Raw genomic sequence first — 23,695 nt, forward strand, 5'->3', positions numbered from 1 at the left:
AGGAGGCTTCTATGGCTCTTAAACCACAGTTGCCAAAGCCACAGTTGCCAGCCTCCGAGAATTCTTGGATGGGCGTTGCAGTCGCTGCTATTGTGGTGACTGCCGTTGCAAGTGCAGGTGGAATGGGAATCGGCTCTACGCTGGTTGATCAGGTACACGGCAAGTATCTGGAAGAGCAAAAGGCCAACAGCGGCGCTTTGATCAATCCGGAATACACAGAAAGCAGTCAGATTGTCTCGTTGAAGCCAATCGTGACCAATCTGTTGTCATCATCTAAGAACTGGATTCGCATCGAAGCATCAGTCGTTTTGATGCAGCGCGGAATCGAAGAACAGGATCACTCCTTGCTGGTTAAGCAAGTAGAGCAGGATCTGCTGCTTTACGCCCGTACATTGGGGCCACGCCAGCTCGAAGGCACTCGTGGTTTGCTGCGCCTGCGTGATGATCTTAACGAGCGCGCAAAGATGCGCGGTGGAAAATTTGTCAAGGAACTCGTCCTTGAATCTGTGGTGATTCAGTAATGCGTTATTTTGCGTTTCTTACGGGTTTTTTGAGTTTATTTGCGTTGTTTTGGGTCGCACCAGCCTCCGCTCAGGATATCAACCTGAGTGATTTGCTTCCGGCAGGACAGGCATCTGCGAGTGGTCGGATTATCCAGTACGTCATGATCCTGACGGTGCTCTCATTGGCGCCGGGGATCCTGATCATGGTAACAAGCTTCACGCGCTTCGTTGTTGCTTTGTCATTCTTGCGGTCCGGTATCGGTCTGCAGACGACACCAGCAAACATTATCCTCATTTCCCTCGCATTGTTCATGACCTTCTACGTCATGGCACCAACGTTCGATACCGCGTGGAAAAATGGTCTTCAGCCGCTAATCAAAGAGCAGATCACTGAAGAAGTCGCCTACGAAGAAATGACGAAGCCGTTCCGACGATTCATGTTGGATAATGTGCGCGAAAAAGACCTGGTCCTCTTCGATGATCTTGCAGTGAGCGCGTTCAACTATGAAAAAGATGCACCCATCGAGGAGCTCGACCTCCGCGTCCTCATTCCAGCCTTCATGATCTCAGAACTGCGGCGAGGCTTCGAAATCGGCTTCCTCATTGCATTGCCTTTTGTCGTCATCGATATGATTGTTGCAACAATCACAATGTCCATGGGCATGATGATGCTCCCCCCTACAGTCATCTCACTCCCCTTCAAGGTATTATTCTTTGTCTTGATTGATGGGTGGTACTTGCTAACGGGCGGTCTGATAAGATCGTTTACCTAAACTTAACCACGAAAAGTCCCGTTTCGGGGCTTTTTTCTTGCCTAAGTCAGTGAGTCAGTTTCGCGTAAGCTTTGTGGGTCATCTTTATCTTCTGTTACAGGCTTTGGCCTTCAAAGTGCATGATGCAACTCTGTAACTCCGGGAATTTAATCCGGAATGTCCCAATTCTTCTTATACAGGGACAAATAATATGTCTTCTCTTTTGACTAACTCCGCAGCCATGGTGGCTCTGTCTAACCTTCGCAGCATCAACAATGATATGGCGATGACACAGAACCGCATTTCTACCGGTATGCGCGTGAATGACGCTTCCGATAACGCTGCGTACTGGTCCATCGCAACTACTATGCGTTCAGATAATTCTGCTTTGGGTGCTGTTAAAGATGGGATCGGTCTTGGTAAAGCAACTGTAGATATCGCATTTACTGCTGCTTCAAAGTCGCAGGAAATTATGGAGCAGATGGTTGCAAAGTTGACCTCTGCAACAACACAGAGCCAGGATGGTCGCGCAAAGATTCAGCAGGATCTCAATGCGCTTCAGGATCAGCTGCGTACCAATGCCAGTTCAGCGGTATTTAACGGTGATAACTGGTTGTCTTTGGATAAGCAGAATGACAACCTGAATCCGGAAATTACTGGTTCCTTTACACGTGATAATGCCGGTAATGCGACGCTAGAAAAAATTGAGGTTGATCTCTCCGCTGTTGTTCTTGTTGACCTTGATGGCGATACTGCGCGCAACTCTGGTATCCTGACTTCTGACGGGCTGGGAGCTGCTGGTACTCCAGCTGTTGTGGATGATCCGGCAACACCGGGTGATGAAACTGCGGCGGCTGTGCCTGGTACTGGTGTGATGGGTGCTGCAGCGGCTGCTTTTGCTAAAAATGGTGGGACAGGTGCTCTTGATACTGCGAACCTTCTCCTTGATGGTGAGGCCACTATAACCGTTCTGAACTTCGATATTTCGCAGCTTCAGGATACAACAAACGACAACGCCTTGCTCGAAGGTCTGATTTCCTTTATCGATACAAAAGGTAAGGAAATGACTGATGCAGCAACCACGCTTGGTTCTGCTAAGATGCGTATCGATATGCAGCTTGAGTTCGTAAACACACTTACAGATGCTGTTGATCGTGGTATTGGTCAGCTGGTTGATGCGGACATGAATGCTGAATCCACTCGTCTGCAGGCTCTTCAGACCCAGCAGCAGCTTGGTATTCAGGCTCTGTCTATTGCAAACACCGGTTCCCAGAACATCCTCAGCCTGTTCCGTTAAGTCGGAAAGCTCTGAGAACCTTAGAAGCTTGAAGGCCCCGGTTAATCGCCGGGGCCTTTATTTGTAATTATGCTAAAAATTTAGATAAAATTATCATAAGTCAGGTTAAGGCAAGTTCGATAAAATATACCAGTATTTGAGAAAAGATTTCTTAAGCTTTATCTCGTGTTGGGTTGTTTTTTTAGTTGAGCGGTGCTTGATGTTAAGTAGTCAGTTAAATATCTCCAGGCAATGGGATCAGGAAGTTGGTCAAGTTGACCTCTCTGCGCTCACATCTGAGCAAAAGCTTGAGAGCCTAACGTTTGCATTGCGGGGCAATGAGCGGTTTTGGAGTTCTGTTGTTGCGCTTGCGCGAGATGTGCTTTTTGAACAGGAAGGTCAGCTTCGTCAGATTGAGTGCGGTGCAAATACGATTGTAGCAATCAATGCAACGGCAGATCGTGTGAGTAAGCGCTTAAAGGGGCAGGGCTGTGGTCTGTCTGTGCATGGCCTGCCGAGCATCCAGCGTATTACGCACGCGGATGTATATACCTGATACTCTTGGTTTTCTCTAAAAATAGCTTGTATTGGCTCCGAGAAAGCGTGGATTTTCGCCCAATGTAAATCCTGATCACGTTCGCGCAAGGTTGAAAAGCGAAGGTAGCGCCATTGATACACCTGCAGAGGTCGCAATGGCAGCTCGTGAAAACGCCGAAAAAATCTATGGTAATCTGGCCGAGTTAGGTGCAAAGCGCCTGATGGTGCTCGCTTTTATTGGGTTATTTACGTTTGTTGCGATTGGCGCAGCAGCATATCTCTTGTCTCGTCCGGAGCAGGAAATTCTCTACGCTAATCTGGAGAGGGACGATGTCACTCAAATCGGTATGGCATTGCAGGCTAGCGGCGTTCCGTTTGACGTAAATGCAGACGGTACATCGATTTCAGTCGGTGTCGGCGCAACCGCTCGCGCTCGTATGCTGCTGGCGGAAAAGGGTCTGCCGCGTGGGTCGGGTGCAGGTTATGAGCTCTTTGATGAGATGGGTTCTCTGGGCCTGACATCCTTTATGCAGAGCGTGACTAAGGTGCGTGCGCTTGAAGGGGAAGTTGCTCGCTCAATCCAAAGTATGCAGGGCGTCAAAGCCGCTCGCGTGCATTTGGTTCTTCCGGAAAAAGCAACATTCAGACGTGAGAATCAAAAGCCGACAGCGTCCGTTCTTATTCGCGCCGAAGGTGTTCAGACAAATTCGGTTGCGCAATCTATTCGTTATCTTGTTGCAGCTGCCGTTCCAGGACTTACTGCTGAAGCGGTGACAGTTCTTGATACTGAGGGGCAGCTTCTAGCTGCTGGTGAAGATGCGCAGAGCGCGTCCACAGGTCGTAAGGCAATGTTGGAAGCTGATTTGGCTTCACGCAAGGAAAATGCGATCCGCCAGGCGTTGGCACCTTATCTCGGTGTAAATAACTTTGAAGTCAGCGTTTCTGCCTCTGTGAATACAGACAATCAACGTGTCTCTGAAACCTTATATGATCCTGAGACACGTGTTGAGCGATCTTTCCGCGTTGTGCGAGAAAATGCGAGCGCTCAAAATGCAAGTTTGGAGAATCCAACTACTGTTGAGCAAAACCTTCCTGAAGAAGCGGTGTCATCGCAGTCCGGTGAGCGCTCTTCAGAAGAAAACGAACGCCGCGAAGAACTGACGAACTACGAGATCTCCTCTCGCACCGTTGAAACCATCTTTGATGATTATCGTATTGATCGCATGAGTATTGCTGTGCTGGTTAATCGTGATCGTCTTGTTGAAGAATTAGCACGTCGTGTCGAAGGGCAAAAAGGCGATGCTATTGTTGATGGTGCCGAAGCAGATCTGACCGAGAAGGTCGAGCAGATCGAAGAAATTATCGCAACGGCAGCCGGTGTTGATGTTGCGCGCGGCGATAAGGTTTCTGTTTCTGCCGTGAACTTTGTTCTCGCTGGTGAGCAGCTTGCTGCTATTCCAGAGCGGACCTGGCAGGACGTATTGATACGCAATATGGGGTCAGTGGTTAACGCTGGTGCAATCCTTATTGTTACGCTGATGATTATCTGGTTCGGTCTGCGTCCAGCTGTTGCCTTCCTTATTCCGAAGCCTGAAGAAATTGAAGAAGGTTTGCCCGTTGGTGCTAACTCCAACGCTGTTCGGGATGGTGAAATTGAAGGCGAAGAAGGCCAGTTGCCAGATTACACAAACGGGGACGGGATGTCTGGTGAAGGCGTTGATGCGACCGTTGTGAATCGTGATAATCTGCGTAAGCTTGAGCGTGCCGTTGAAATGGATGACATGCAGGCGGCAATCATCCTGAAACAGTGGATGTATGATCAGGAGCGTGCTGGATGACACGCGGCATCAACGACTATCTAGCAGACTTTACGACAGATACAGGAGTTACCACCAAAGACCTTCAGGATATGCAGGAAGTGATTTCCATGCTTCCGAAGGGGTATGGCGAAGGTGGCGACTGGGTTAACCGCGTCTTCGAGGCTTATGAAAATGGGTTCTCAGAAGGGGAAGAGGCTGCCAGGTCGGGTGCAGATGAGCGCGTCAAGAAGATGCGTGAAGAATTAGAAGTTGAGCTGGCTGACCGAGAAAAAGCATTCAAAGAGGGGGAGGGTGAGAAGTTAAAAGATGCTTTTCAGCATTCTCTCGTGGAAATTGAAGATAGACTGTCTAAGGCGGTCTCTGAGATTCTGGTTCCGTTTATCGAAGAGAGTGCGAGGGATCGTGCCGTAACCTCATTGGTGCAGGTCGTACGTCGACAACTCTCTGAAACGCCTGAAGTCGTGCTTGAGGTAGCTGGCCCCGAACATTTATTTGATTTGTTCGGCAAAAGAGTTGGCGAACTTTCAAACACAATAAAATTTTCTGAAAACTCCAGCACTGATCTCGTGGTGAAGGTGTCTGACATGGCACTTTCCACCGGCCTAACGGAATGGTGCGAGGAGCTTCGCAGTACGCTGGGAGAGTAGTAGCCATGGCGTTGGAACCACAAGAACTGATTATCGTTCGCAGGCGTAACAGCGACATGATCACCATACATAAGTCAGGTGTTTGGAAGATTGCCTATGCAGATTTTGCAACGGCGATGATGGCATTCTTCCTTCTCATGTGGTTGGTCAATGCATCTGATGAGGCTTCTCAGCGCGGTATTGCAAGCTACTTCAATCCGATCAAACTAGTAGATTCTACTGCAAGCCCAAAGGGTATTCGAGATCCTGAAGAAACACCGTCGATCACTGATAGTGATGAAGGTGTCGATGATGGCAAGCCTATAGGTGCTGGCGGTACGGAGAAAAAGGGTCCAACGTCAGGTGGTGGTGTAGAGAAGCCTGAACCGGTCTCTGATCGGGAGACGGGTGAAAATTCTAATCTAGCTGGTGCGAACGCTGAAGATGGTGGTGTTAAGCCAATTAATGCCATTAGTCGCGATTATGAGCGTGATGCCCGGTACAGCGAAGCGCAGCTTTTTGATAACCCTTATGCTATCCTTGCGGCGCTCGCTGCAGAGGCTGAATCAACGGTTGAGACAGACGGCTCGCCTGGAACAGGTGGTTTAGGCTCGCTCAAGATGGCGAAGACCCCGGTTCTATTTGCACTTCCGAACCGTGATCCGGATGGGCAAGGTTTGGCTGACGGAACCAGTTTCCGCGATCCGTTCGATCCTTCTGGTTGGCAAGAAGATGAGCTGCCAGGCAATGCTCCTTTGCTCGCTCAAATTCCGATCCTTCATGAAAAAGAAGAAGGTATTCCGGCGAATGAGTTGACCGCTGAGCAAATCAAAGTCTTGGAAGAAGCTTCTGAGCTGGCGCGTGGAGGTAAGAACCTCCCGGCAGTTTCGGGCGAGGCGTCTGCAGAAAATTCCGTGATTGTAATCGGTGACGCTCCAGATGGTGAAGGTGAGAGTTTTGCCGAGGGAGAAATTCTGAAACAGCTTGCTCAGAGCCAGGCAGAAGCAGATGGCGAAGATGCTGTGATGACGCGCCTTATTTTCGCTGAAGTGAAAGCAGGAACAGCAGCCACTGACGATGCTGAACAGGAAGTTCCGACATTGATCGAGGACGCTGAAGAAATTCAGAAAAACGCAGGCATGAAGGTTGATATAAAACAGCCTGATCTCGTTACAGAGCCAGTAGAGCTGGCTGATGCGAAGCTTGAAGCTGTTGTAGTAGTTCCTGCCGCAAAGCCTACAGAATCATCTCAGAAGTCCGAAACTGGTGATAATGAGGATGATGAAGGCAATAAGCAGCTGGTCTCTCTGGCGAACTCCGTTGGTGAAGCGCTTGAAGGTATGAAAACCGGAGCGAGCATCGAGTTCACTCACTCTCAAGATGGTGTTCTGATTCGCATCATGGACAATGACGACTTTGGAATGTTCGCTGTCGGGTCCTCTGAGCCTCATCCGGATGTTGTGAAGGCGATGGAGCAAATTGCGAAGGTTCTTGAAGAAGAGAACGGTGAGATCGTAATTCGCGGCCATACTGATGCACGGCCATTCAAATCCAAGCGCAACGACAACTGGCGTCTATCTACAGCTCGTGCCCACATGGCTTATTTCATGCTTACTCGTGGTGGCTTGGATGAAAACCGTATCGTAGGCATTGAAGGCTATGCAGACCGCCGTCTAAAAGACGTTGAAGAGCCATACGCTCCTCAAAACCGCCGCATTGAAATTATGCTGATGAAAGGGAAGGCTTGATGCTGGTTAGCGCTGCAAGAAAAGCTGGAACTTCTCTCCTGAGATCTGGACTGTTGACCACAGCGCTGATTTTGGCTGCAAGTCCTGTTGCGATGAACCTTCAGCCAGCATCGGCCCAGATGGTGTCTACAGCGGATCCTGATCTTATGGTTCTGGAGCTGCAGATTCTTCAAGATGAGATCATTAAGGGGAATCTGGAAGCTTACAATTTGCTGCAACCTTCTCTCATTGTGATTGGCCGTCGGTTCCTTCGGCTGGATCCTGAGATTTGGAAGCTGGAGAAAAACTCGCGTGCTGCTGTATCATTTATGCTCAGCGGCGGATCTGGATCTGTCTTCCAGGAGCTTGCTGTTCAAGGCGTAAAGTTTACTGGTGATCCGAACCTGTTTGCTGGCGCCATGGCCTACTCGCAAGGCAATCGCCAAATGGCGTTGAACTTGTTGTTAAAGGTCGATCCAATAACGCTTCCGGTAGCAGTTGCAGGGCAGGTGGCTCTGGCGCAGGCGATTTTGATCTCTAATGAAGATCCGGCAGGCGCACAGCGCTATTTTGATCTTGCGCGCTTGATGATGCCAGGGACGCTTGTGGAAGAGAGCGCATTGCGCAGGCAAGCGCCAATGGTTGCGGAGCTGGGCGATACGGAGAAGTTCGAGAGACTGTCTCGTCGATATTTGTTCCAATATAGCTCCTCAGTATTTGCCTCTGAATTTCGGGACACGGTCGCTGATGTGATCAGCGGCTCTGATTATCTGAAGCAAGAAGATGAGTGGGACCGTGTGTTCCAGCTGGTATCGGAGTTTGACGAGGAATCTCAAAGTATCCTCCTCCTTCGCCTCGCCAAAGCTGCTTTGATCAGTGGTAATACGGCTTTTGCAGTCAAGGGAGGCGCTGCATTTCTTGATCTGAACTCAGATGATGCAGAGCGTGTGAGTGAAGCCAAGCTTTACCTTTCAGCCGCCAAAGCTTCCGGTGAAGAGTGGGAACAGGCAATCTCTGGTTTGGTTGAGGTAAAGGCTGCAGACTTAAGTGCTGGCAATCAATTGATCCAGACTGCTGCAATCGCGATGGCAAATACTATTCGAGAATGGCCACAGCCAGAAACACCTGCAGCCTCCGAGTTTGTTCCTTACGTCCCACATGTTGGACTGGAAGAGAAGCTATACGACACAGAAGTGTTAGTCCCATTTAAAAGCGCACTAAACGATGCAGATGAAGCACTGAAAGAGGCCGAGTTTTGATGAATGCAACTCTTCCGAATGTAGATCGTAGTGCTCCTGTTAAAGACACTGTAGATACTCGTAAAGAGTCCGCTCGTTCCGAAAAAGATGATCGTGCGAACGGGTTTGATAAGGTCATCGATAAAGTTCGGGATGATAAAAAAATCCCGGATCGCAAAGATGCGTCTAACGAGAAAAAAGAAGCAAAATCAGCGTCAACCGAGACCCAGTCTGATAAAGGCGATTCTGAAGCATCAGAAACGATCAAAGACCTTTTGAAAAAGGCTGGTGCAGGTTCATCTGATGCCGCCGGAGCAGACGATACTGTTGCGAAAAATGAGGTAGCCGCCGCTCAAAAGGCTTCAGGCGCTGCCGAATTGCTTACAGATGAGTTGTTGGCCAAGCAGCTTGTCGTCAATGCAGCAATGACAGCTGAGCAAAAAGCTGGATTGCAGATGAGTTCAATGACCAGCCTCGCTAATATGACCGGTTCTACCGTCACCAGTCGAGATGGGACGATGGCTCAGGTCTTGAACGCGTTAAGCTCAAAAGAGTTGAAGGCCTTGAATGGCGAAGCCGATGCAAAATCGGGTACCGCGAAAACGAGCGGAACTGCTCAGGGGCAGGGTGCCTCAGAAGTAGGCAGCCTTAAGTCTGCTAATGCTGGTCCAAAGCTCGAAGGCAGTGGTGCAATCAATTTGCCTCAGACAGAAGGAAACGCAACCGGAGCTAAGCAGCTATCGGCTGATTTCCTGCTAAAGCAAGGCAAATCGCAACCAGATGCCTCTGCAAGCCAAACTGCCGGTAAGCCTGCAGTGGGTGGTGAAGTTAAAGTGGTGAGTCTTGAGACGCACCTTCCACCTGCTGAGTTGGGACGTCCTGCGCAACAGGTTGCCAGTGCTTTGTCCAAGCAACTCTCTCAAGCGGCATCTGCAGCAAATACCGCTCAGGAGTTGGCAGCTCAAGCTGCTGACGCAAAAGCGGCAAAGCCCGTTAAATCGCTCGAGATCCAGCTGCGCCCGGACAATCTTGGTGCTGTTCGCGCAAATATTCAAATGCGCGGTGGTGAGTTGGAAATTTCTCTTGTCACGAACACTCGGGAAGCAGCGGATATGCTGAAGGGTGATCGACAGGCATTAGCACGTGTTCTGCAAGATGCTGGTTATCGCACGGAAACACAAAACATTACCGTCAATTTCAAAGAGGAAGTATCTGACCAAATGCGCCAACCTGGGCAAAATCAGGAACGGTTCGGTCGGGGAGAGAACTCTGAGGGAGAGGGCGGCGAAAGCGGAACTCAGCAAAACTGGGAAGACCAACCATATGCGGATCATGCCGGGGTAGGGCAGAATGAAGCGGATGCTCAAGATATTCGCAGCGGCATCTATTTGTAGTTTGATAGCATTCTCTGCGCAGGCGGCTGGAAAGAAAAAAGCCATCCGCCTGTGTGAGCGTCAGATGCAGGAAGCGGCACAACAATACAACGTGCCGCTCGGCATCCTTTATGCGGTTGGTCTGACAGAGACGGGCCGCAAAAACTCTCTACACCCCTACGCTCTCAATATTGCAGGCAAAGCTTACTTCGCTGACAGCGCAACAGAAGCCCTGGCCGCAATTAAGAGATCGCGAAATCGGGGTGTAAAGCTGATTGATGTTGGTTGTATGCAGATCAACATCTACTATCATCTCAATAAGTTCTCTGATCTCCGGGCAATGCTCGATCCCTCGCAAAATGTTGCTTATGCAGCAAGATTCCTCTCTGAGTTGAAGCAGCGTGAGAAGAGCTGGACCATGGCAGTCGCCAGGTACCATGCCGGGCCAAACAACAACCCTGCACAAAAGCGTTATGTTTGCCGCGTGATCAAAAATATCGTCGCGTCCGGTTACGGACGATGGACGCCGAACTCATTAAAATTTTGTAAATAATTCAACAGGTTTCGGGTCAGGCTCAGACAAGATTAACAAGCTTTACTGCCATGAGTTAATTTTGCAATTGATGTAGCCAGGAGCACACCATGGGCCTCTACGGAATTATGAATACCAGCGTGTCAGGTATGAACGCGCAGTCGAACAAACTCTCAACTGTCGCAGACAATATCTCGAACGCGAACACCGTAGGCTACAAACGCTACAAAACCGCATTCTCGTCTTTGGTCGGTTCTGGCGGCGGCTCAGGTCACGAATCCGGCATCGTGAACACAACCGTTGTTCAGTCCGTCCGCCAACAAGGCGCCTTCAACTTCACCTCCCGTGGTACTGATCTCGCGATCAACGGTAATGGCTTCTTCCCCGTACAGGATTCGCAAGGCGGCACGTATTACACACGTGCTGGAGATTTCGTGCTTGATAAGAATGGGCAGATGGTAAATTCTGGCGGCTATAATCTGCTTTCTGCAGGTGGAGCGCCTGTTACTGTTGATCTGAATACTCCGGTTTGGCAGGCGAGTGCTAAAGGTGAGCTTGCTGCCAAATTGGATTCCAATAAACCTGCGCCTGCCTCGGTTCCGACGAGTGGTCTGCCTGACGGTGATTATAGGACTTCTGTTAGTACGTTCGATCAGAGTGGAAATGAAGTAAAAATTAATATAGTTTATACGAAAGCTAGTCAGGCACACATTGATCCGACTGATTTAACGAGCGATGTGACCGGGTCTACTTGGATCGTAGAGGCGACTGCAGCTACGGATTTAGGTGATGATATATCAATATTCCCTCCTGCTGTTCCTCCTGCTCCTGCTGGCGCTTTTCAACTGCATTTTACAGGGGATGGTAAGATTGTTGGCGGTTCTGACACTGATTTTCAATTTAAAGTGCCCAACGGCGAAGTTGTTACGCTTGATCTGAGTAAGTCAGTAACTGCAAGTGAAAAGTCCAGCATTATTAAAGTCGATGTTGATGGATATAAGCCGTCAGCAATTCAGAGTGTGCGTATTGAATCTGATGGGCGTATATTCGGCGTTTACGATAGTAGTGCGGAAAAACTTCTAGATCAGATCCAGATAGTGAACTTTTCAAACCCTGATGGTCTTCAGGCTAAAAGCGGCAATGTTTATGCTGCAACAGATGCTTCTGGTGATGCAGCAATAGGTTTTCCGGGCGATAGTGGTTTTGGTTCGCTTTATTCTGGTGCAGTTGAGGGGTCGAACGTTGACCTTGCAGCTGAACTAACTGAGATGGTTCAGGCCCAACGTACCTACAGTGCGAACACAAAGGTGTTCAACGCGAGCTCCGAGTTACTCCAAGAGTTGAACAACCTGCGCTAGGAGTTTCGGTATGTCTCTTACTTCCGCAATGCTCACGGCGCAATCGTCCATCGCAGCTCGCTCTGCTGAGATGGCAATTGCGTCCCGCAATGTCGCTAATGTCAATAATCCGAATTACACTCGCGTAGAAGCGAGCGTACAGAACATTGTTACTGATACAGGATCAGTTGTTTATGTTTCTCATGCGTCTCGCATGGTCAATCAAGCAGCATTTAAAGCAACCCTGAAGACAGGTAGTGCTGCCATTGCTGCGGGTTCCTATGCCAAAATGCTTGATCAACTTAACCCGTCTGGGCAAGTGCCTTTTGGTACAAGTACTGCTGCTGCAATGGGTAAGCTGAATGAGACACTTGTTGCTTATAGCAATGATCCGTCAAATAAGGTGCTCGGACTCTCGGTTTTAAATGCAGGTCATAGCCTGGTTGATGGATTGAAGCAGTCTTCTGAGACTCTTAAAGAAGCGCGCTTGAATTCTGATGCAGCTATGGGGCGTGCGGTAGACAATATCAATAATATCCTTTCTGATCTTGAGGGTGTTAACGATAAAATCGTTCTAGGCACTGCTGCTGGTACGGACGTCAACGCGCTGATGGATCAACGCGATGAAATGCTAAAGGTTCTCTCGGAAGAAATAGGTATCGAAGTTCTTCAGCAGAACAATAACGGGGTTGCGATCTATACCGACAGTGGCATCACTCTTTTTGAGAAAAGTGCGCGCGAAGTTACATTCGACACCTCTCTTCATTTAGGGTCAGAAGATGTCGGAAATAATATACTTGTAGATGGTATTTCTGTCGCAGGTCCTGGTGCGACTGCCCCAGTCACTGGTGGAGCAATTGCTGGTTATGCCAAAGCGAGAGATGAAACTCTTGTTACGATGCAAACGCAGCTTAATGCCGTCGCGGACGCGCTGGTTGAGACCTTTAGAGAGCCGCAGCCTGCTCCGGGTACAAGTGATGGGCCTGGTTTCTTTATCCTTGATGGACCTACCACTGCGGATGCTGTTAGTCGTTTGCACGTAAACCCATTGGTCGCGGCAGATGTTAACCTGCTTCGCGACGGTGGCATCACGGCAGCCTACAAGCATAATACGGGTGATGCTGCTGGTTATTCAGATCTGCTTCGCGGCTATACAGATAAACTTAATGCTGTGCAGTCTTTTACCGGAGCCACTGGAGTAACTGCTAATTCTACCCTGCAGGATTTTACTGCAAATACGGTGAGTTGGTTTAGTGCTGAGCGCAAGGTCGCGACCGAGAATTCGACGTTGAAGGCATCTGCGTTTAGTTCAAATGCGCAAATGCTGTCAAATACGACTGGTGTCAACATTGATACTGAGATGCAGCGCCTTCTTACAATTGAAACAGCCTATTCTGCGTCTGCTCGTTTGATGACGACGGTTGATAAGATGTTCAAAGAGCTCTTGGGAGCAGTGAGATAAAATGGTCTATTCAGTTTCTACATTGTCGAGTTCTTTGCGTTTAACTGACTATCTCATCGAGCACAGAGCGCGGTTAGATAAAGCGGTAATCGAAAACGCTTCAAAGAAACATGCTGATTTTGGCTTAACCTTAGGTGCACAGACCGGGATGGCAACATCCTTCCGTTCTGAATACTCACAGATGGTAAGCCAGCTGAACACGAATAAGCAGGTCATTACCCGTTTTGAGGTAATGGATACAGCTCTGGATAATGTTGAAAAAAGTGGAACGGACTTTCGTTCGAACTTGGTAGCATTGCAGAAAGATGCTGGTACTTTAAAGACTGCCTCGGATCTGGCTTATACAGAACTAGGCAAACTGACAAATGCCTTAAATTCGAATGTAGGTGGAGTGTATGTATTTGGCGGAATTAATACAGGGACTCCGCCAGTTCGTGATTTCGATTACGTGTCACCAACGTCGTCACCTGCAGATCCCGCAGGCCCTGAACAGGCGATTGAGCAAGCGTTCGATACTGTCACAGGGTTAACTATTGGTACTGATACTGCGCTTATTGAGGCGCTGCCTGATGCATCTTGGGAGGCTTTTTTAGATAGCCCCGAATTCAATAGTATTTTTGATGCTAGTTGGTCACCGACATGGACTTCTGCAACTACAGAGAAAATGCTGACGACGATCAGTCCTGGGGTCACCACGGACGGTTCAGGTACGGCAAATTCAAAAGCATTTAGTGAATTGGCTAAAGGCTACGCGATGGTAGCAGTTTTCGGAAAATTTGACATTGGAGAAGGAGCTCAGGAGCTCATTTTCGACCGAGCAATTAATCATCTGAATGTAGGTGTTGGTAAGACAATCGATGTTTCGGCTACCAATGGTGCGATTAAGGCTAATGTAACACGCACGAACACTGACATTGAAGCCAAACGAGATGTTTTGAATGTCCAGATCATTGATCTTGAAAACGTCGATGAGAACCGTGCTGCTGTCGAGTTGAGTCAAGCTCAAACTCAGTTAGAGGCAACTTATTCAATTACTGCCAAGATCAAAGATCTAAATATCATGAAATATTTGTAGGTCATTAGAAGAGACGAGTTGAATTTCTCTAGGAGTGTTGAATGTATCAAATGTCTTATGCAGAAGCTCTTGAAGACTCTTCTTATGACAGAAGAGGGCAAGAGCGAGAGCTATTTTCTCTGGTGGTGGCTCAGCTGCACGCCGCTAAGGAGCATGGGAATAGCTCTAGCGAGGCTGCGCAGGCTTTGAAGTCAGTCCATCGTTTGTGGAGCATTTTGATCGACGATCTGGGAAATCCAGATAATGCGTTGCCCGCTGAGTTGCGTGCAGACCTTATTTCAATCGGAATTTGGTGCGTGAAGCAAGCTGATCTAATTAGAATAGGAAACTCAGACGATTTCCAAAGTTTGATTGAAATCAACGAGCTAGTCCGTGATGGCCTTAGTTAATTAAGGGGATGTAGAATGCGTTTGCACCTAAAAGCAGGTGAAAAAGTCTTTATCAATGGGGCTGTTCTGTCATTTGAGCAGAAGACATCGGTAAAGCTTCTAAATGACGCAAGTTTTCTTCTTGAAGCTTATGTTATGCAACTCGAGGAGACGACAACGCCTTTGCGGCAGCTGTATTTTTACATTCAAAATGCACTGATCGATCCAAAGACCGAGTTAGACAGTCTTCAGCGTGCCCTACTGATGTTGGCGTCTATTCGGAAAGCTGTTGAGAATACCGACATTCTTGATGGTCTTGAGCTTGTCGAAGTGAAGATTAATAAACGCCGTTACTTTGACGCTCTCCGGACGTTGAAAAAGCTATTTGATGTCGAGTTATCGATCTGGTCTGAAGACAACGAAATGGATCAAACTGAGGCTGTTATAGCGCCCTTCGCTCGTGCTGTTGGCGAAAACTAAAGGATTTTTTCATGAGTGTTGATCCAGTATCTTCCGCAAATAATACTCAGAATAATGAGCCTGTCTTCAAGCCGCAGGGCAGTGAGCAGGCTTACTTAGACTACAATGCGTTTCTAATGCTGTTCATGGAGTCTCTCAAGAGCCAGGATCCGACAGATCCGTTGGATACTGCTGAGTATATGGGACAGTTGGCGCAGTTCTCCGCTGTGGAGCAGTCCACCAAAACGAACACACATCTGACATCTATGCTTCAGCAGAACTCCATCAATCAGGCCAACAATCTGATTGGTGCGACGGTGGAGGTGCCAAACGCAGATGGCACGGAAACCATGACTGGCAAAATCAAGTCTGTTCAGATCCTCACAGATGGGTCAATTGCCACTCTGGAAGACGATACAAAAGTGGCTCTGGTGCCTGGTATCCAGATTTCGCGTCCTGTACCTGCTGCGACGACTGACACTGACATTGATACTCCTGACGAGTCTGATGCTACATCTTAATGGTGAAGTGAGATCATAAAGCAATGAATGAAGCAGATGCACTCGATATTGTGCGTACCGCAATTTGGACTGTGATAGCAGCAACTGGTCCCGCCGTTGGTGGGGCCATGCTTGTTGGTTTGATTATCGCTCTGTTTCAAGCGCTCACACAAATTCAGGAAATGACACTTACGTTCATTCCGAAGATTGTTGTGATCTTTATTTTGATTGCCATGACAGGCCCGTATATTGGTTCACAGATTTTCTCGTTGACCGAGATGGTCTATGGACGGATTGAATACGGGTTTTAGAGCCGCTTTTTCAGGTTCGCTATAATAAGCTATGAGGGGATAGCTGGCGCTGTTTCCCCTCTAGGCCACCCTCACACAAGCTTCCTTCTTCAATGTTTCTGCCTAAGTAGAGCAGTATGCTTATACCGAATTGAAGGGTGCGAATGTCTCAGACAGTGACGGGAATTGCTGCTCCAAACAGCAAACGTGATATTGGATTTGCAGTCGGAATTATCTTCATTCTGTCTGTGCTGTTTCTTCCCATGCCAACGTTCATGATCGATTTCGGTCTTGCAATATCAGTTGCATTATCGGTTTTGATCTTGATGGTTTCGCTCTGGATCCAGCGGCCTTTAGAGTTCTCCTCATTCCCAACTATTCTGTTGATCGCAACCATGCTTCGGCTTGCGCTGAACATTGCGACAACGCGTGTCATTCTGGCGAACGGTCATGAAGGCCCGCTCGCAGCTGGGTATGTGATCAACGGCTTTTCTCAGTTTGTCATGAGCGGTGATTTTGTCATCGGCCTCATCGTCTTTGCGATCCTTGTAACGGTGAACTTTTTGGTGATCACCAAAGGTGCAAGTCGTATCGCAGAAGTTGGTGCACGTTTTACCCTTGATGGAATTCCTGGCAAGCAGATGGCGATTGATGCCGATCTGTCTGCTGGTATGATTGATGATAAAGAGGCGCAACACAGGCGAGCAGAACTAGAAGAGGAAAGCTCTTTCTTTGGTGCCATGGACGGTGCCTCGAAGTTTGTGCGCGGTGATGCTGTCGCCGGATTGATTATCACCGTTGTAAACATCCTGGGCGGTATCGTCATTGGCGTTACACGCTACAATATGGACTTAGCCGAAGCGGCTGATGTTTTCACCAAACTGTCTGTTGGTGATGGTCTTGTTTCGCAAATCCCGGCGCTGATCGTTTCTCTCGCAGCAGGTCTTCTTGTCTCGAAGGGGGGGACCAGAGGGTCAGCCGAGCAAGCTGTAATGGGGCAGTTAGCGGGGTATCCTCGCGCTCTCGCTGTCGCATCACTGCTGCTTTTGCTACTGTCGCTGCTTCCGGGTCTTCCATTCCTGCCGTTTGTTCTCTTAAGCGGCATATTTGGGTTTTCTGCTTACATTATTCCCAAAAGGGCGCAAGAGGCCCAAGCCGAACTCGCTAAAGCCGAGTTGCAAAAGGTTGAGATGCAGAAGGAAGTCAAGAAAGAGTCTGTAAAGGACAGTCTTGTACTTTCTGAAATTGAAATGCGTCTTGGCAAGCAGCTCACTGCCCGCCTTCTGGCCGCAAAGCCAGAAATCGGAAATCGCATCAACAAAATGCGTAAGAAGTTTGCTGAGCAATACGGGTTTGTGGTTCCAGAGATCAAGGTTACTGACAATCTCAACCTCGAACCTAAGAGTTACGAGTTCCGTATTCACGGTACTATTGTTGCCTCAGAGAACATCAAAGTTGGTGAACTGATGGTGATCGGCGGCAACCGAGAACTGCCAGCTCTTCCAGGAACCGAAACGCGGGAACCTGCGTTTGGTATGCAGGCCATGTGGATTCCGATGGCTTTTGAGCATGAAGTCAAACGTCAAGGTTATACGACCGTCGATAACCTTTCAGTTGTGCTGACACATCTGTCTGAAGTGATCAGAAACAACCTCTCACAGCTTCTCTCCTATAAGGACATGCGCAAGCTCTTAGACCGCCTGGATCCAGCTTACACGCGCTTGATCGACGATATCTGTCCACAGCACATCTCTTACTCAGGCTTGCAGGCTGTGCTGAAGCTGCTGCTTGCAGAGCGTATCTCCATCCGAAATCTATCTTTGATCATGGAAGCAATCGCTGAGATTGCGCCACATGCACGCCGACCAGAGCAGATTGCAGATCACGTACGCATTCGTATGGCGACGCAGATTTGTGGTGATATCGCTGGAGATGGGAGCCTTAAAGTCCTTCGCCTTGGTAATCGTTGGGATCTTGCATTCCATCAGGCGCTTCGCCGCGACACAAATGGTGAAGTCATCGAGTTCGATATGGAGCCTTCTCAGGTCGAAGAATTCGCAAAAGACAGTGCGGAAGTTATTCGCGAGCATATCTCTGCGGGTCAGCGATTTGCTGTCGTCGTTGCTCCGGAAGCGCGCCAATATGTCCGCATGATCACCGAACGTATGTTCCCGGCGCTTCCCATTCTCTCTCATATGGAAGTGGCACGCGGCGTTGATATCGAGGCATTGGGATCAATTTCGTGACCTTGGAAAATGCTCCAGAGGCAATCTTGAGTGTCTTCGTGGTCTTTTGCCGCGTCGGAGCATGCCTCATGGCCATGCCGGGTTTTTCGTCGCCACGTGTGATGATCCGTGTTCGCTTATTCATAGCAATATCTGCAACCCTGGCGATCTCTCCTCTCATATTGGAGGTGGTTGAGCCGATCATCTCAGCTGCGCCTTTGGATGAGTTGCTGCGCATCATTTTTGTTGAACTGTTGATCGGACTGTTGATCGCAGCATTCGGACGAGCCTTCTTCGGAATGCTTCAGATGATGATTGGCGCGGCTGCAAACGCATCCAGCTTCAACCAGCCTGTCACTATTGTCGAAGAATTTCAGCAGCTACCACCATTGGCATCTCTGGTTACGCTCACCGCAACTGCCATGTTGTTTATCACTGGGGCACATGCTGATGTCTTTGTTGGACTTGCCGAGAGCTATCGGACAATTCCGGTGGGGGGAGAATTTGTTCCCGCAGCGGCGTTAGATCAGTTCTCAACCAAGCTGATGCAGGGTCTGTTGCTGGCATTACGCATCACAAGTCCGTTTTTGATCTATGGCGTTGTAATTAACCTGACTCTGGGCCTCACAAACAGACTAATGCCTCAGATGCCAGTCTACTTTGTGGCACTACCTGTTGTTATGATGGGAGGGCTTTTCATCCTCTGGCAGATCATAACTGAGCTGTTGCGCCTGTTCTATGCTGGGCTCGGCGATTGGTTGGTATTGCAGTAAAGCCATGGATAAAGCACGCATCACACGCCTCCGGCGCATTTTGAAGGTTCAGGAACAAAAAAAGCAGATGATCAAGTACGACATCGCGGTTCTTGATAGCGAAATTCAAAGGTGCGACGAAGAGAGCGAGGAGTTGGTCAGCCACTGGGGACGTCATGAAGGGGAGTTGCGTGAAGTGATGAACCGGGCGATCTCCAGGCGTCTGGAGACCAACAATCGAAGCAAGTCTCTGAAGGAAAAGCACAAGGGCGAGTTGCTCGGCAAGTTGCTTGATCAGAAAAGGCAGACCTCCATGACTGAAAAACATCATGGCAAAGCTCTGGTGTCTTATCACCGGACCGAAGAGAAAAAGCAGCTTCAGGAAATCGCCGAGCTACAGGCGGCGCCTAAGAAGGTCAGGCCCAGATAAGTCTGAGAAATTAGGGTCTTTCCAATTATATATGCCCTTCTTTTGACTAGTGGGAGTGCTCATGGCCATTCAGCCTGTCAGCGATCTTGTTCTGGACGTAATAAATCAAGCAGACCCTTTTGAGGTTAGAGCTGCCACGCGCTCTCTTAAAGCTCCCGCCGTCGTTTCAAAGGATTTGCCTGTCTCTGAGCCATCATGGGCCTCAAGCAGCTTTTCCAGGTTTATGGCGGAAGCTGACAATGCATCCGGCACGGCTCAGGCAAGAGGGCAGGAGGGTGTTGAGAGCTTAAAATCAATGGCTAACCGCTACTCCAAGAAACTTGAGACAGCTGATCTCGGTGAGAAGCTGGAAAGTGCTGTCTTGCAGACCTTCGTGAAATCCATGCTGCCAAAGGAGACTGTAAACGTCTATGGCGGCGGGACAGCAGGCACCATGTGGAAAGGCTTGATGGCGGAGCAGCTCGCAAACCAACTCGCCAAAACAGGTTCTCTTGGTCTGGCAGAAATGCTCCTGCCAGATACCATTCGTCCAACTCTCCCAAAGCAAGAGGCATAAATGTCTGAGATGATCGACAGTGAGCACAAGGAACTGGTTTTACATGACGAAAAACCAGTGGTTCAGGATACTGGGCAGCTTGATGACACCGACGCTTACATCTTGCCGGAAGACTACATTGCTCTTTCAAAAAGTATCGGACGTGTAGACAAGCTGCTGTCGACTGAAAATGAAGCTCTGATCGGCAAAGGCGATATTGATCTGGAAGAGAGCGCCTATCTCAAAGGCCGTGCGATGCTTGATCTTGATATGGCGGGCAAGGCAGTTGGCCCTGAAAATTTGCCAAGCGAGATCGTTGTCCGGCTTCAGGAGCTTCAGGAAAAGCTTGCAGTTAATATGAAGCTGCTGTCGACCCAGCTCAATGCTGTCAAAGAAGTATCTGGTCTCCTGTCACAAGTGATGAAGGATCATGACTCTGATGGCACCTATGAATCTCTGGTTGGAAGCTGGTAAAAACGTATGTTGAAAGTTCTCGTAACCGGAGTTTGGATCTGTCTCGTCACCGTCGGTGCAGCCTACTTTACAGCTCTGTACAAGACCGACTTTGATCCGATGCTGCAAAAGAATGCGCATTTGGAAGGACTGGATTATCAAAGCACACCGACCATCAACGTTCCGGTGCTCGAAGATGGCAAGATCCACGGTTATATTGTGGCGCAGTTTGTGTTCACGGTTGATAGTGAACTGCTTGCAAAGCTGGCGGTTCCACCTCATGCGTTCATCGTCGATGAAGCTTTTCGTATCATTTACAGCAAGGCCGACAAAGAGTTTGCCCAGCTGAAAAAATCTGACCTGAAGGAGTTGACCGACGAGGTCCGTGACCGTGTCAACGAACGCTTCGCGACAGATATCGTGCAGGACGTCCTCATTCAGGACTTTACATTCCATGTGCCTGCGAGTTTGAAGGACAAGATTGTTGAAAATGCTGCCAAACAGGCAGCGGCTTCATAATGTATCGACGACGATGATTATCTAGATGAATTGCCAGTATAAAATTTTGCACCGAGCCGTTGGAGTGGTCGACGTACAGGACGAGGGGCGTGATATCAGAGCCAACGCTGTGGTCGTCATGCGCCCTGGAGCTGCCCCTCCCTCCTACGAGATCCTTTACGCTCCTATTAAGCTCTCTCAGATGTCTGCGGGGATGGTTACAGGAATGACACCTCACGGTGAGGTGCGTTTGCGGCTCTCAGGCATTTACGGTGCAAAGCGACCGGTAATTCAAACAGATCAACCATACTTGGTTCTGCTCGGGGCAAGCGGGCGTAACGCCCGGATAGATACCTTTAAAATGCCAAAAACTGAGCAATAAAAAAGCGGAGCACAGGCTCCGCTTTTTGCTTATTGATTGAGATCTCTGAACCTAGGCATTGTCGCCAGTCTTTTCAGCTTGCTTGACTGCAAAGTTGGTCAGATGGTCCATCATCTCGACAGCTGCCGCTTCTGCCTTCTCTGCATCGTTGTTTGCCAAAGCTTCAGCAAGCTTATGATGGCGAATAGCAGAATCTTCGAGTTTCTCAGCACCGCGGAAAGCACTCCAGGCCCGGCGGCTCATAGTCTGTAGCGGAGCCACAGCGCGAGCTGTAAACGGGTTCCGAGAGACGGCACAGAGCACTTCATCAAAAACCTTATCTGCACGCAGGTAGCCCTTCACATCGCCTGCACGGGCCTGCGCAAGGATTTCTTCAGCACACTGGTGCAGAGCTTCGCGCTCTTCTGCGGTCGCACGCTTCACGGCGGAAGCGACGAGGAGCTGCTCCAAAGGCTTTCTGGTTTCCAGAACCAGAACGTACTCGGAAGTCTCAATCTCAGAAACAAACAGGCCTTTGCGCGGGCGAATAACGATCAGCCCCTCGGTTGAAAGGCGTTTGATGGCCTCGCGCACTGGAGTCCGGCCGATGCCGGTCCGTTCGCAAAGGTCACCTTCAGTCAGCGCCATGCCAGGCGCAAGGTCAAGGTTGACGATCAGCTCTTCAATCAGACGATAAGCTTTATCGGCAAGGCTCTCCTTTTTATGGGTCGCCAGTATCTGCTCAATAGCCATTGGGTTTCTTTCTCATCCAGGCTTTTTTGTTCTCAGGTGCTGTTCAAAAAAGGACAGCAGTGGCAGCCCTTATAGGCGGCGGAACAGAAAATTGTATTGTTCACTCTCGTAACGTTGAGTGATCCACGAAAAAAGGGCCTGCGTTCAAGCACAGCAGACCTGTCATCTCTTAATATCAGGTTTCCCCTTACCTGAGTATACCTATCTTTGCTGATGTTCAGCAGGAAAATAGTTTCCTCTTAGTATAGGAAAAGCCTGTTTGCTCAGTAATGTGGAGGTTTCTGGTTCGCAGGTGTTTGTTCAACCAGATCCTGAATATCAAGCAGGTGGTCCTTCATCTGTCCCATTGCTGAGACGAGTCGGTCAAGAACCTGTGCCTGATTGGAGACCACATCATTGAGTGTTTCGATCGTTTCGTTCTGGTGTGCGATATGCATTTCCAGTTCGTCGACCCGTTCCTCAAGACTCTTACTCATAACTTATCCTAGAGCGTATCTCCTTGAAGAGCCAATCGGTTCGCGAAAGAGGATACGCATACAAATAACTGAAATGACCTAAGCCAAAGGCAAGTTGCTTCAGTAGGCGTCGTAGGGGCAGGGGTCTTCCAAAACCTCAAACTTGTCAAGTCTGGGGAATGCGGCAGCGCAATAAAAATTCAAAAACACGCAGGATACGGATGTTCTATGGCATCTCTTGTGGGTTTATCCCGTTCTTTTTTATAAGGCGCTATCGATATCTCGCAATATTACCTGTCTGGCTAATTGCAATTTGTGTTGATTTCTGATGGTTATCCTATAGGTAAAGATTAGGAAGAAATCGAGAAGTCGTAAACGCAATGACAATTTGGTGATATAGTGTCGCCGTTATGGTAATGCTTTACGGCGACGTTAGGTAACGTCAATCTAGTTCTTCAATGTTAGGGGGATGCATGTCTGAGAGAAGAGAAGAAACGCTGAACCCTCTCGCGGAAGCGGAAAAAGAAACGGGTCACGCTGATCAGGAACTTTTTGGAATTGGCGATCTGGCTGAAGAGTTTGAGATCTCTACCCGATCCATCCGGTTTTATGAGAGTAAAGGTCTGATCTCACCTCAGCGCGTCAATGGTGTGCGTATCTATAATCGCAAAGACAGAGCGCGCCTGGCGTTGATCCTGCGCGGTAAAGCGATTGGTTCCTCTCTCTCCGAGATCAAACACTTCCTGGACCTTTATGGTCAGCACGGGGAAGGGCACCGCCAGCAGCTTGAGTACCTTGGGTCTCGAACCGGGGAAGTGCTGAAAGAGCTGAGCGCAAGAAAAGAAGCGCTGGAAGTCACGATCTCCGAAATCCAGTCCATACATGACGAATGTATGGCTAAGCTTTCTGAAGAATAAAAACACTCCAAAACCAGCTGGATAACAGGCTTGTGTGACACGCAAAACGCGTATCTGCAGGCCTGAACTCGTATAAGCTCCTGATAGTATTGTGTAAAAACTGTTTAAATAATCAAGTTCGATTCTAAAGTATAATTACGACACCGCGAATATGTGGTAAGAATACCTATGTAATTTCAGGTAAGTAAGAAGGAATAAAACAACCTGAGGATGCTGTTCTAGGTAGTCATACCGATTAGACAGTGCTTCTGAAATTTTTAATTATTTCCGAAGTCAGAAACGAAACTTAATGTTCTAAAATCGACCATCGAAGAATTAATCGCATATGATTGTGCGATGTCGTTGATTTGGTTTGTGCTATGAGTGGGTAATCTCGTCGCGGAATTACGTGTAAGCCGAAATCGAAAAACCTGAAGAATGTATCTCGCAGCGAAACTGCGT

General features: G+C 48.8%; 27 protein-coding genes. 25 read left to right on the forward strand and 2 right to left on the reverse strand.

What is annotated here, in order from left to right:
• Positions 1-11: 11 nt before the first annotated feature.
• From PsAD37_RS12425 to PsAD37_RS12540, 24 genes are all read left to right on the forward strand, one after another.
• Positions 12-521 carry a flagellar basal body-associated FliL family protein gene (locus PsAD37_RS12425; RefSeq protein WP_063296415.1) on the forward strand — a complete coding sequence of 170 codons (510 nt, stop codon included), beginning with the start codon at positions 12-14 and terminating at the stop codon, positions 519-521.
• Positions 521-1,276, forward strand: coding sequence for a flagellar type III secretion system pore protein FliP (gene fliP / locus PsAD37_RS12430; RefSeq protein WP_063296416.1), 756 nt, complete (start codon positions 521-523; stop codon positions 1,274-1,276). Before PsAD37_RS12425 ends, fliP begins: the two co-directional genes overlap by 1 nt.
• 190 nt (positions 1,277-1,466) lie before the next feature.
• The gene (locus PsAD37_RS12435) at positions 1,467-2,552 is read left to right on the forward strand and encodes a flagellin (protein WP_063296417.1); all 1,086 of its coding nucleotides are present in this window, start codon (positions 1,467-1,469) and stop codon (positions 2,550-2,552) included.
• A gap of 199 nt (positions 2,553-2,751) precedes the next feature.
• Entirely contained in the window at positions 2,752-3,087 is a 336-nt protein-coding gene (locus PsAD37_RS12440; protein WP_063296418.1) for a hypothetical protein, read from the forward strand.
• Between the two features lie 136 nt (positions 3,088-3,223).
• Positions 3,224-4,906, forward strand: coding sequence for a flagellar basal-body MS-ring/collar protein FliF (gene fliF, locus PsAD37_RS12445; RefSeq protein ID WP_063296419.1), 1,683 nt, complete (start codon positions 3,224-3,226; stop codon positions 4,904-4,906).
• On the forward strand, positions 4,903-5,535 hold the full coding sequence (locus PsAD37_RS12450) for a hypothetical protein (RefSeq protein ID WP_063296420.1): 633 nt from the start codon (positions 4,903-4,905) through the stop codon (positions 5,533-5,535). Before fliF ends, PsAD37_RS12450 begins: the two co-directional genes overlap by 4 nt.
• Positions 5,536-5,540: 5 nt before the next feature.
• The gene (locus PsAD37_RS12455; RefSeq protein WP_063296421.1) at positions 5,541-7,262 is read left to right on the forward strand and encodes a flagellar motor protein MotB; all 1,722 of its coding nucleotides are present in this window, start codon (positions 5,541-5,543) and stop codon (positions 7,260-7,262) included.
• Positions 7,262-8,500, forward strand: a complete 1,239-nt coding sequence (locus PsAD37_RS12460) for a hypothetical protein (protein ID WP_063296422.1) — start codon at positions 7,262-7,264, stop codon at positions 8,498-8,500. The genes PsAD37_RS12455 and PsAD37_RS12460 overlap by 1 nt, the downstream gene beginning before the upstream one ends.
• A complete protein-coding gene (locus PsAD37_RS12465) occupies positions 8,500-9,873 on the forward strand; it encodes a flagellar hook-length control protein FliK (protein WP_063296423.1) in 1,374 nt (457 codons plus the stop codon). Before PsAD37_RS12460 ends, PsAD37_RS12465 begins: the two co-directional genes overlap by 1 nt.
• Positions 9,830-10,405, forward strand: coding sequence for a transglycosylase SLT domain-containing protein (locus PsAD37_RS12470; RefSeq protein ID WP_153039733.1), 576 nt, complete (start codon positions 9,830-9,832; stop codon positions 10,403-10,405). Before PsAD37_RS12465 ends, PsAD37_RS12470 begins: the two co-directional genes overlap by 44 nt.
• Before the next feature lie 89 nt (positions 10,406-10,494).
• Positions 10,495-11,742: a flagellar hook protein FlgE gene (locus tag PsAD37_RS12475; protein ID WP_063296425.1), complete on the forward strand. Its 1,248-nt coding sequence runs from the start codon at positions 10,495-10,497 to the stop codon at positions 11,740-11,742.
• 70 nt (positions 11,743-11,812) lie between these two features.
• Positions 11,813-13,183 (forward strand): flagellar hook-associated protein FlgK, encoded by a 1,371-nt coding sequence (gene flgK / locus PsAD37_RS12480; RefSeq protein ID WP_244272520.1) that lies wholly within the window; start codon positions 11,813-11,815, stop codon positions 13,181-13,183.
• Position 13,184: 1 nt separating this feature from the next.
• Positions 13,185-14,258 carry a flagellar hook-associated family protein gene (locus PsAD37_RS12485; RefSeq protein WP_063296427.1) on the forward strand — a complete coding sequence of 358 codons (1,074 nt, stop codon included), beginning with the start codon at positions 13,185-13,187 and terminating at the stop codon, positions 14,256-14,258.
• A gap of 41 nt (positions 14,259-14,299) precedes the next feature.
• On the forward strand, positions 14,300-14,647 hold the full coding sequence (gene flaF, locus PsAD37_RS12490; RefSeq protein WP_063296428.1) for a flagellar biosynthesis regulator FlaF: 348 nt from the start codon (positions 14,300-14,302) through the stop codon (positions 14,645-14,647).
• A 15-nt stretch (positions 14,648-14,662) separates the two neighbouring features.
• The gene (locus PsAD37_RS12495; protein ID WP_063296429.1) at positions 14,663-15,106 is read left to right on the forward strand and encodes a flagellar biosynthesis repressor FlbT; all 444 of its coding nucleotides are present in this window, start codon (positions 14,663-14,665) and stop codon (positions 15,104-15,106) included.
• A gap of 11 nt (positions 15,107-15,117) precedes the next feature.
• Positions 15,118-15,606 (forward strand): flagellar hook capping FlgD N-terminal domain-containing protein, encoded by a 489-nt coding sequence (locus PsAD37_RS12500; RefSeq protein ID WP_208991850.1) that lies wholly within the window; start codon positions 15,118-15,120, stop codon positions 15,604-15,606.
• 23 nt (positions 15,607-15,629) lie between these two features.
• Positions 15,630-15,896, forward strand: a complete 267-nt coding sequence (gene fliQ / locus PsAD37_RS12505; RefSeq protein WP_063296430.1) for a flagellar biosynthesis protein FliQ — start codon at positions 15,630-15,632, stop codon at positions 15,894-15,896.
• Between the two features lie 143 nt (positions 15,897-16,039).
• Complete coding sequence (gene flhA / locus PsAD37_RS12510) at positions 16,040-18,121, forward strand: flagellar biosynthesis protein FlhA (protein ID WP_063296431.1); 2,082 nt, start codon at positions 16,040-16,042, stop codon at positions 18,119-18,121.
• Entirely contained in the window at positions 18,118-18,873 is a 756-nt protein-coding gene (locus PsAD37_RS12515) for a flagellar biosynthetic protein FliR (RefSeq protein WP_208986621.1), read from the forward strand. The genes flhA and PsAD37_RS12515 overlap by 4 nt, the downstream gene beginning before the upstream one ends.
• A 4-nt stretch (positions 18,874-18,877) precedes the next feature.
• Positions 18,878-19,282 (forward strand): hypothetical protein, encoded by a 405-nt coding sequence (locus PsAD37_RS12520; protein WP_063296432.1) that lies wholly within the window; start codon positions 18,878-18,880, stop codon positions 19,280-19,282.
• 61 nt (positions 19,283-19,343) lie between these two features.
• Positions 19,344-19,838, forward strand: coding sequence for a rod-binding protein (locus PsAD37_RS12525; protein WP_063296433.1), 495 nt, complete (start codon positions 19,344-19,346; stop codon positions 19,836-19,838).
• Positions 19,839-20,291: a hypothetical protein gene (locus PsAD37_RS12530; protein ID WP_063293137.1), complete on the forward strand. Its 453-nt coding sequence runs from the start codon at positions 19,839-19,841 to the stop codon at positions 20,289-20,291. It abuts the gene before it with no gap.
• A gap of 6 nt (positions 20,292-20,297) precedes the next feature.
• Positions 20,298-20,789 (forward strand): flagellar basal body-associated FliL family protein, encoded by a 492-nt coding sequence (locus PsAD37_RS12535; RefSeq protein WP_063296434.1) that lies wholly within the window; start codon positions 20,298-20,300, stop codon positions 20,787-20,789.
• 64 nt (positions 20,790-20,853) lie between these two features.
• The gene (locus PsAD37_RS12540) at positions 20,854-21,150 is read left to right on the forward strand and encodes a hypothetical protein (RefSeq protein ID WP_208980746.1); all 297 of its coding nucleotides are present in this window, start codon (positions 20,854-20,856) and stop codon (positions 21,148-21,150) included.
• 51 nt (positions 21,151-21,201) lie between these two features.
• Here PsAD37_RS12540 and PsAD37_RS12545 read toward each other — a convergent pair whose 3' ends face one another.
• A complete protein-coding gene (locus tag PsAD37_RS12545) occupies positions 21,202-21,882 on the reverse strand; it encodes a GntR family transcriptional regulator (protein ID WP_063288353.1) in 681 nt (226 codons plus the stop codon).
• Between the two features lie 263 nt (positions 21,883-22,145).
• Positions 22,146-22,358: a SlyX family protein gene (locus PsAD37_RS12550; RefSeq protein ID WP_057466042.1), complete on the reverse strand. Its 213-nt coding sequence runs from the start codon at positions 22,356-22,358 to the stop codon at positions 22,146-22,148.
• 452 nt (positions 22,359-22,810) lie between these two features.
• On the opposite strand from PsAD37_RS12550, the gene PsAD37_RS12555 reads away from it, so the two are divergent.
• Positions 22,811-23,254, forward strand: a complete 444-nt coding sequence (locus tag PsAD37_RS12555) for a MerR family DNA-binding transcriptional regulator (RefSeq protein ID WP_057466043.1) — start codon at positions 22,811-22,813, stop codon at positions 23,252-23,254.
• Positions 23,255-23,695 lie beyond the last annotated feature (441 nt).

The organism is Pseudovibrio sp. Ad37, assembly GCF_001623075.1.
In the GTDB taxonomy this organism is placed as follows: Bacteria; Pseudomonadota; Alphaproteobacteria; order Rhizobiales; family Stappiaceae; genus Pseudovibrio.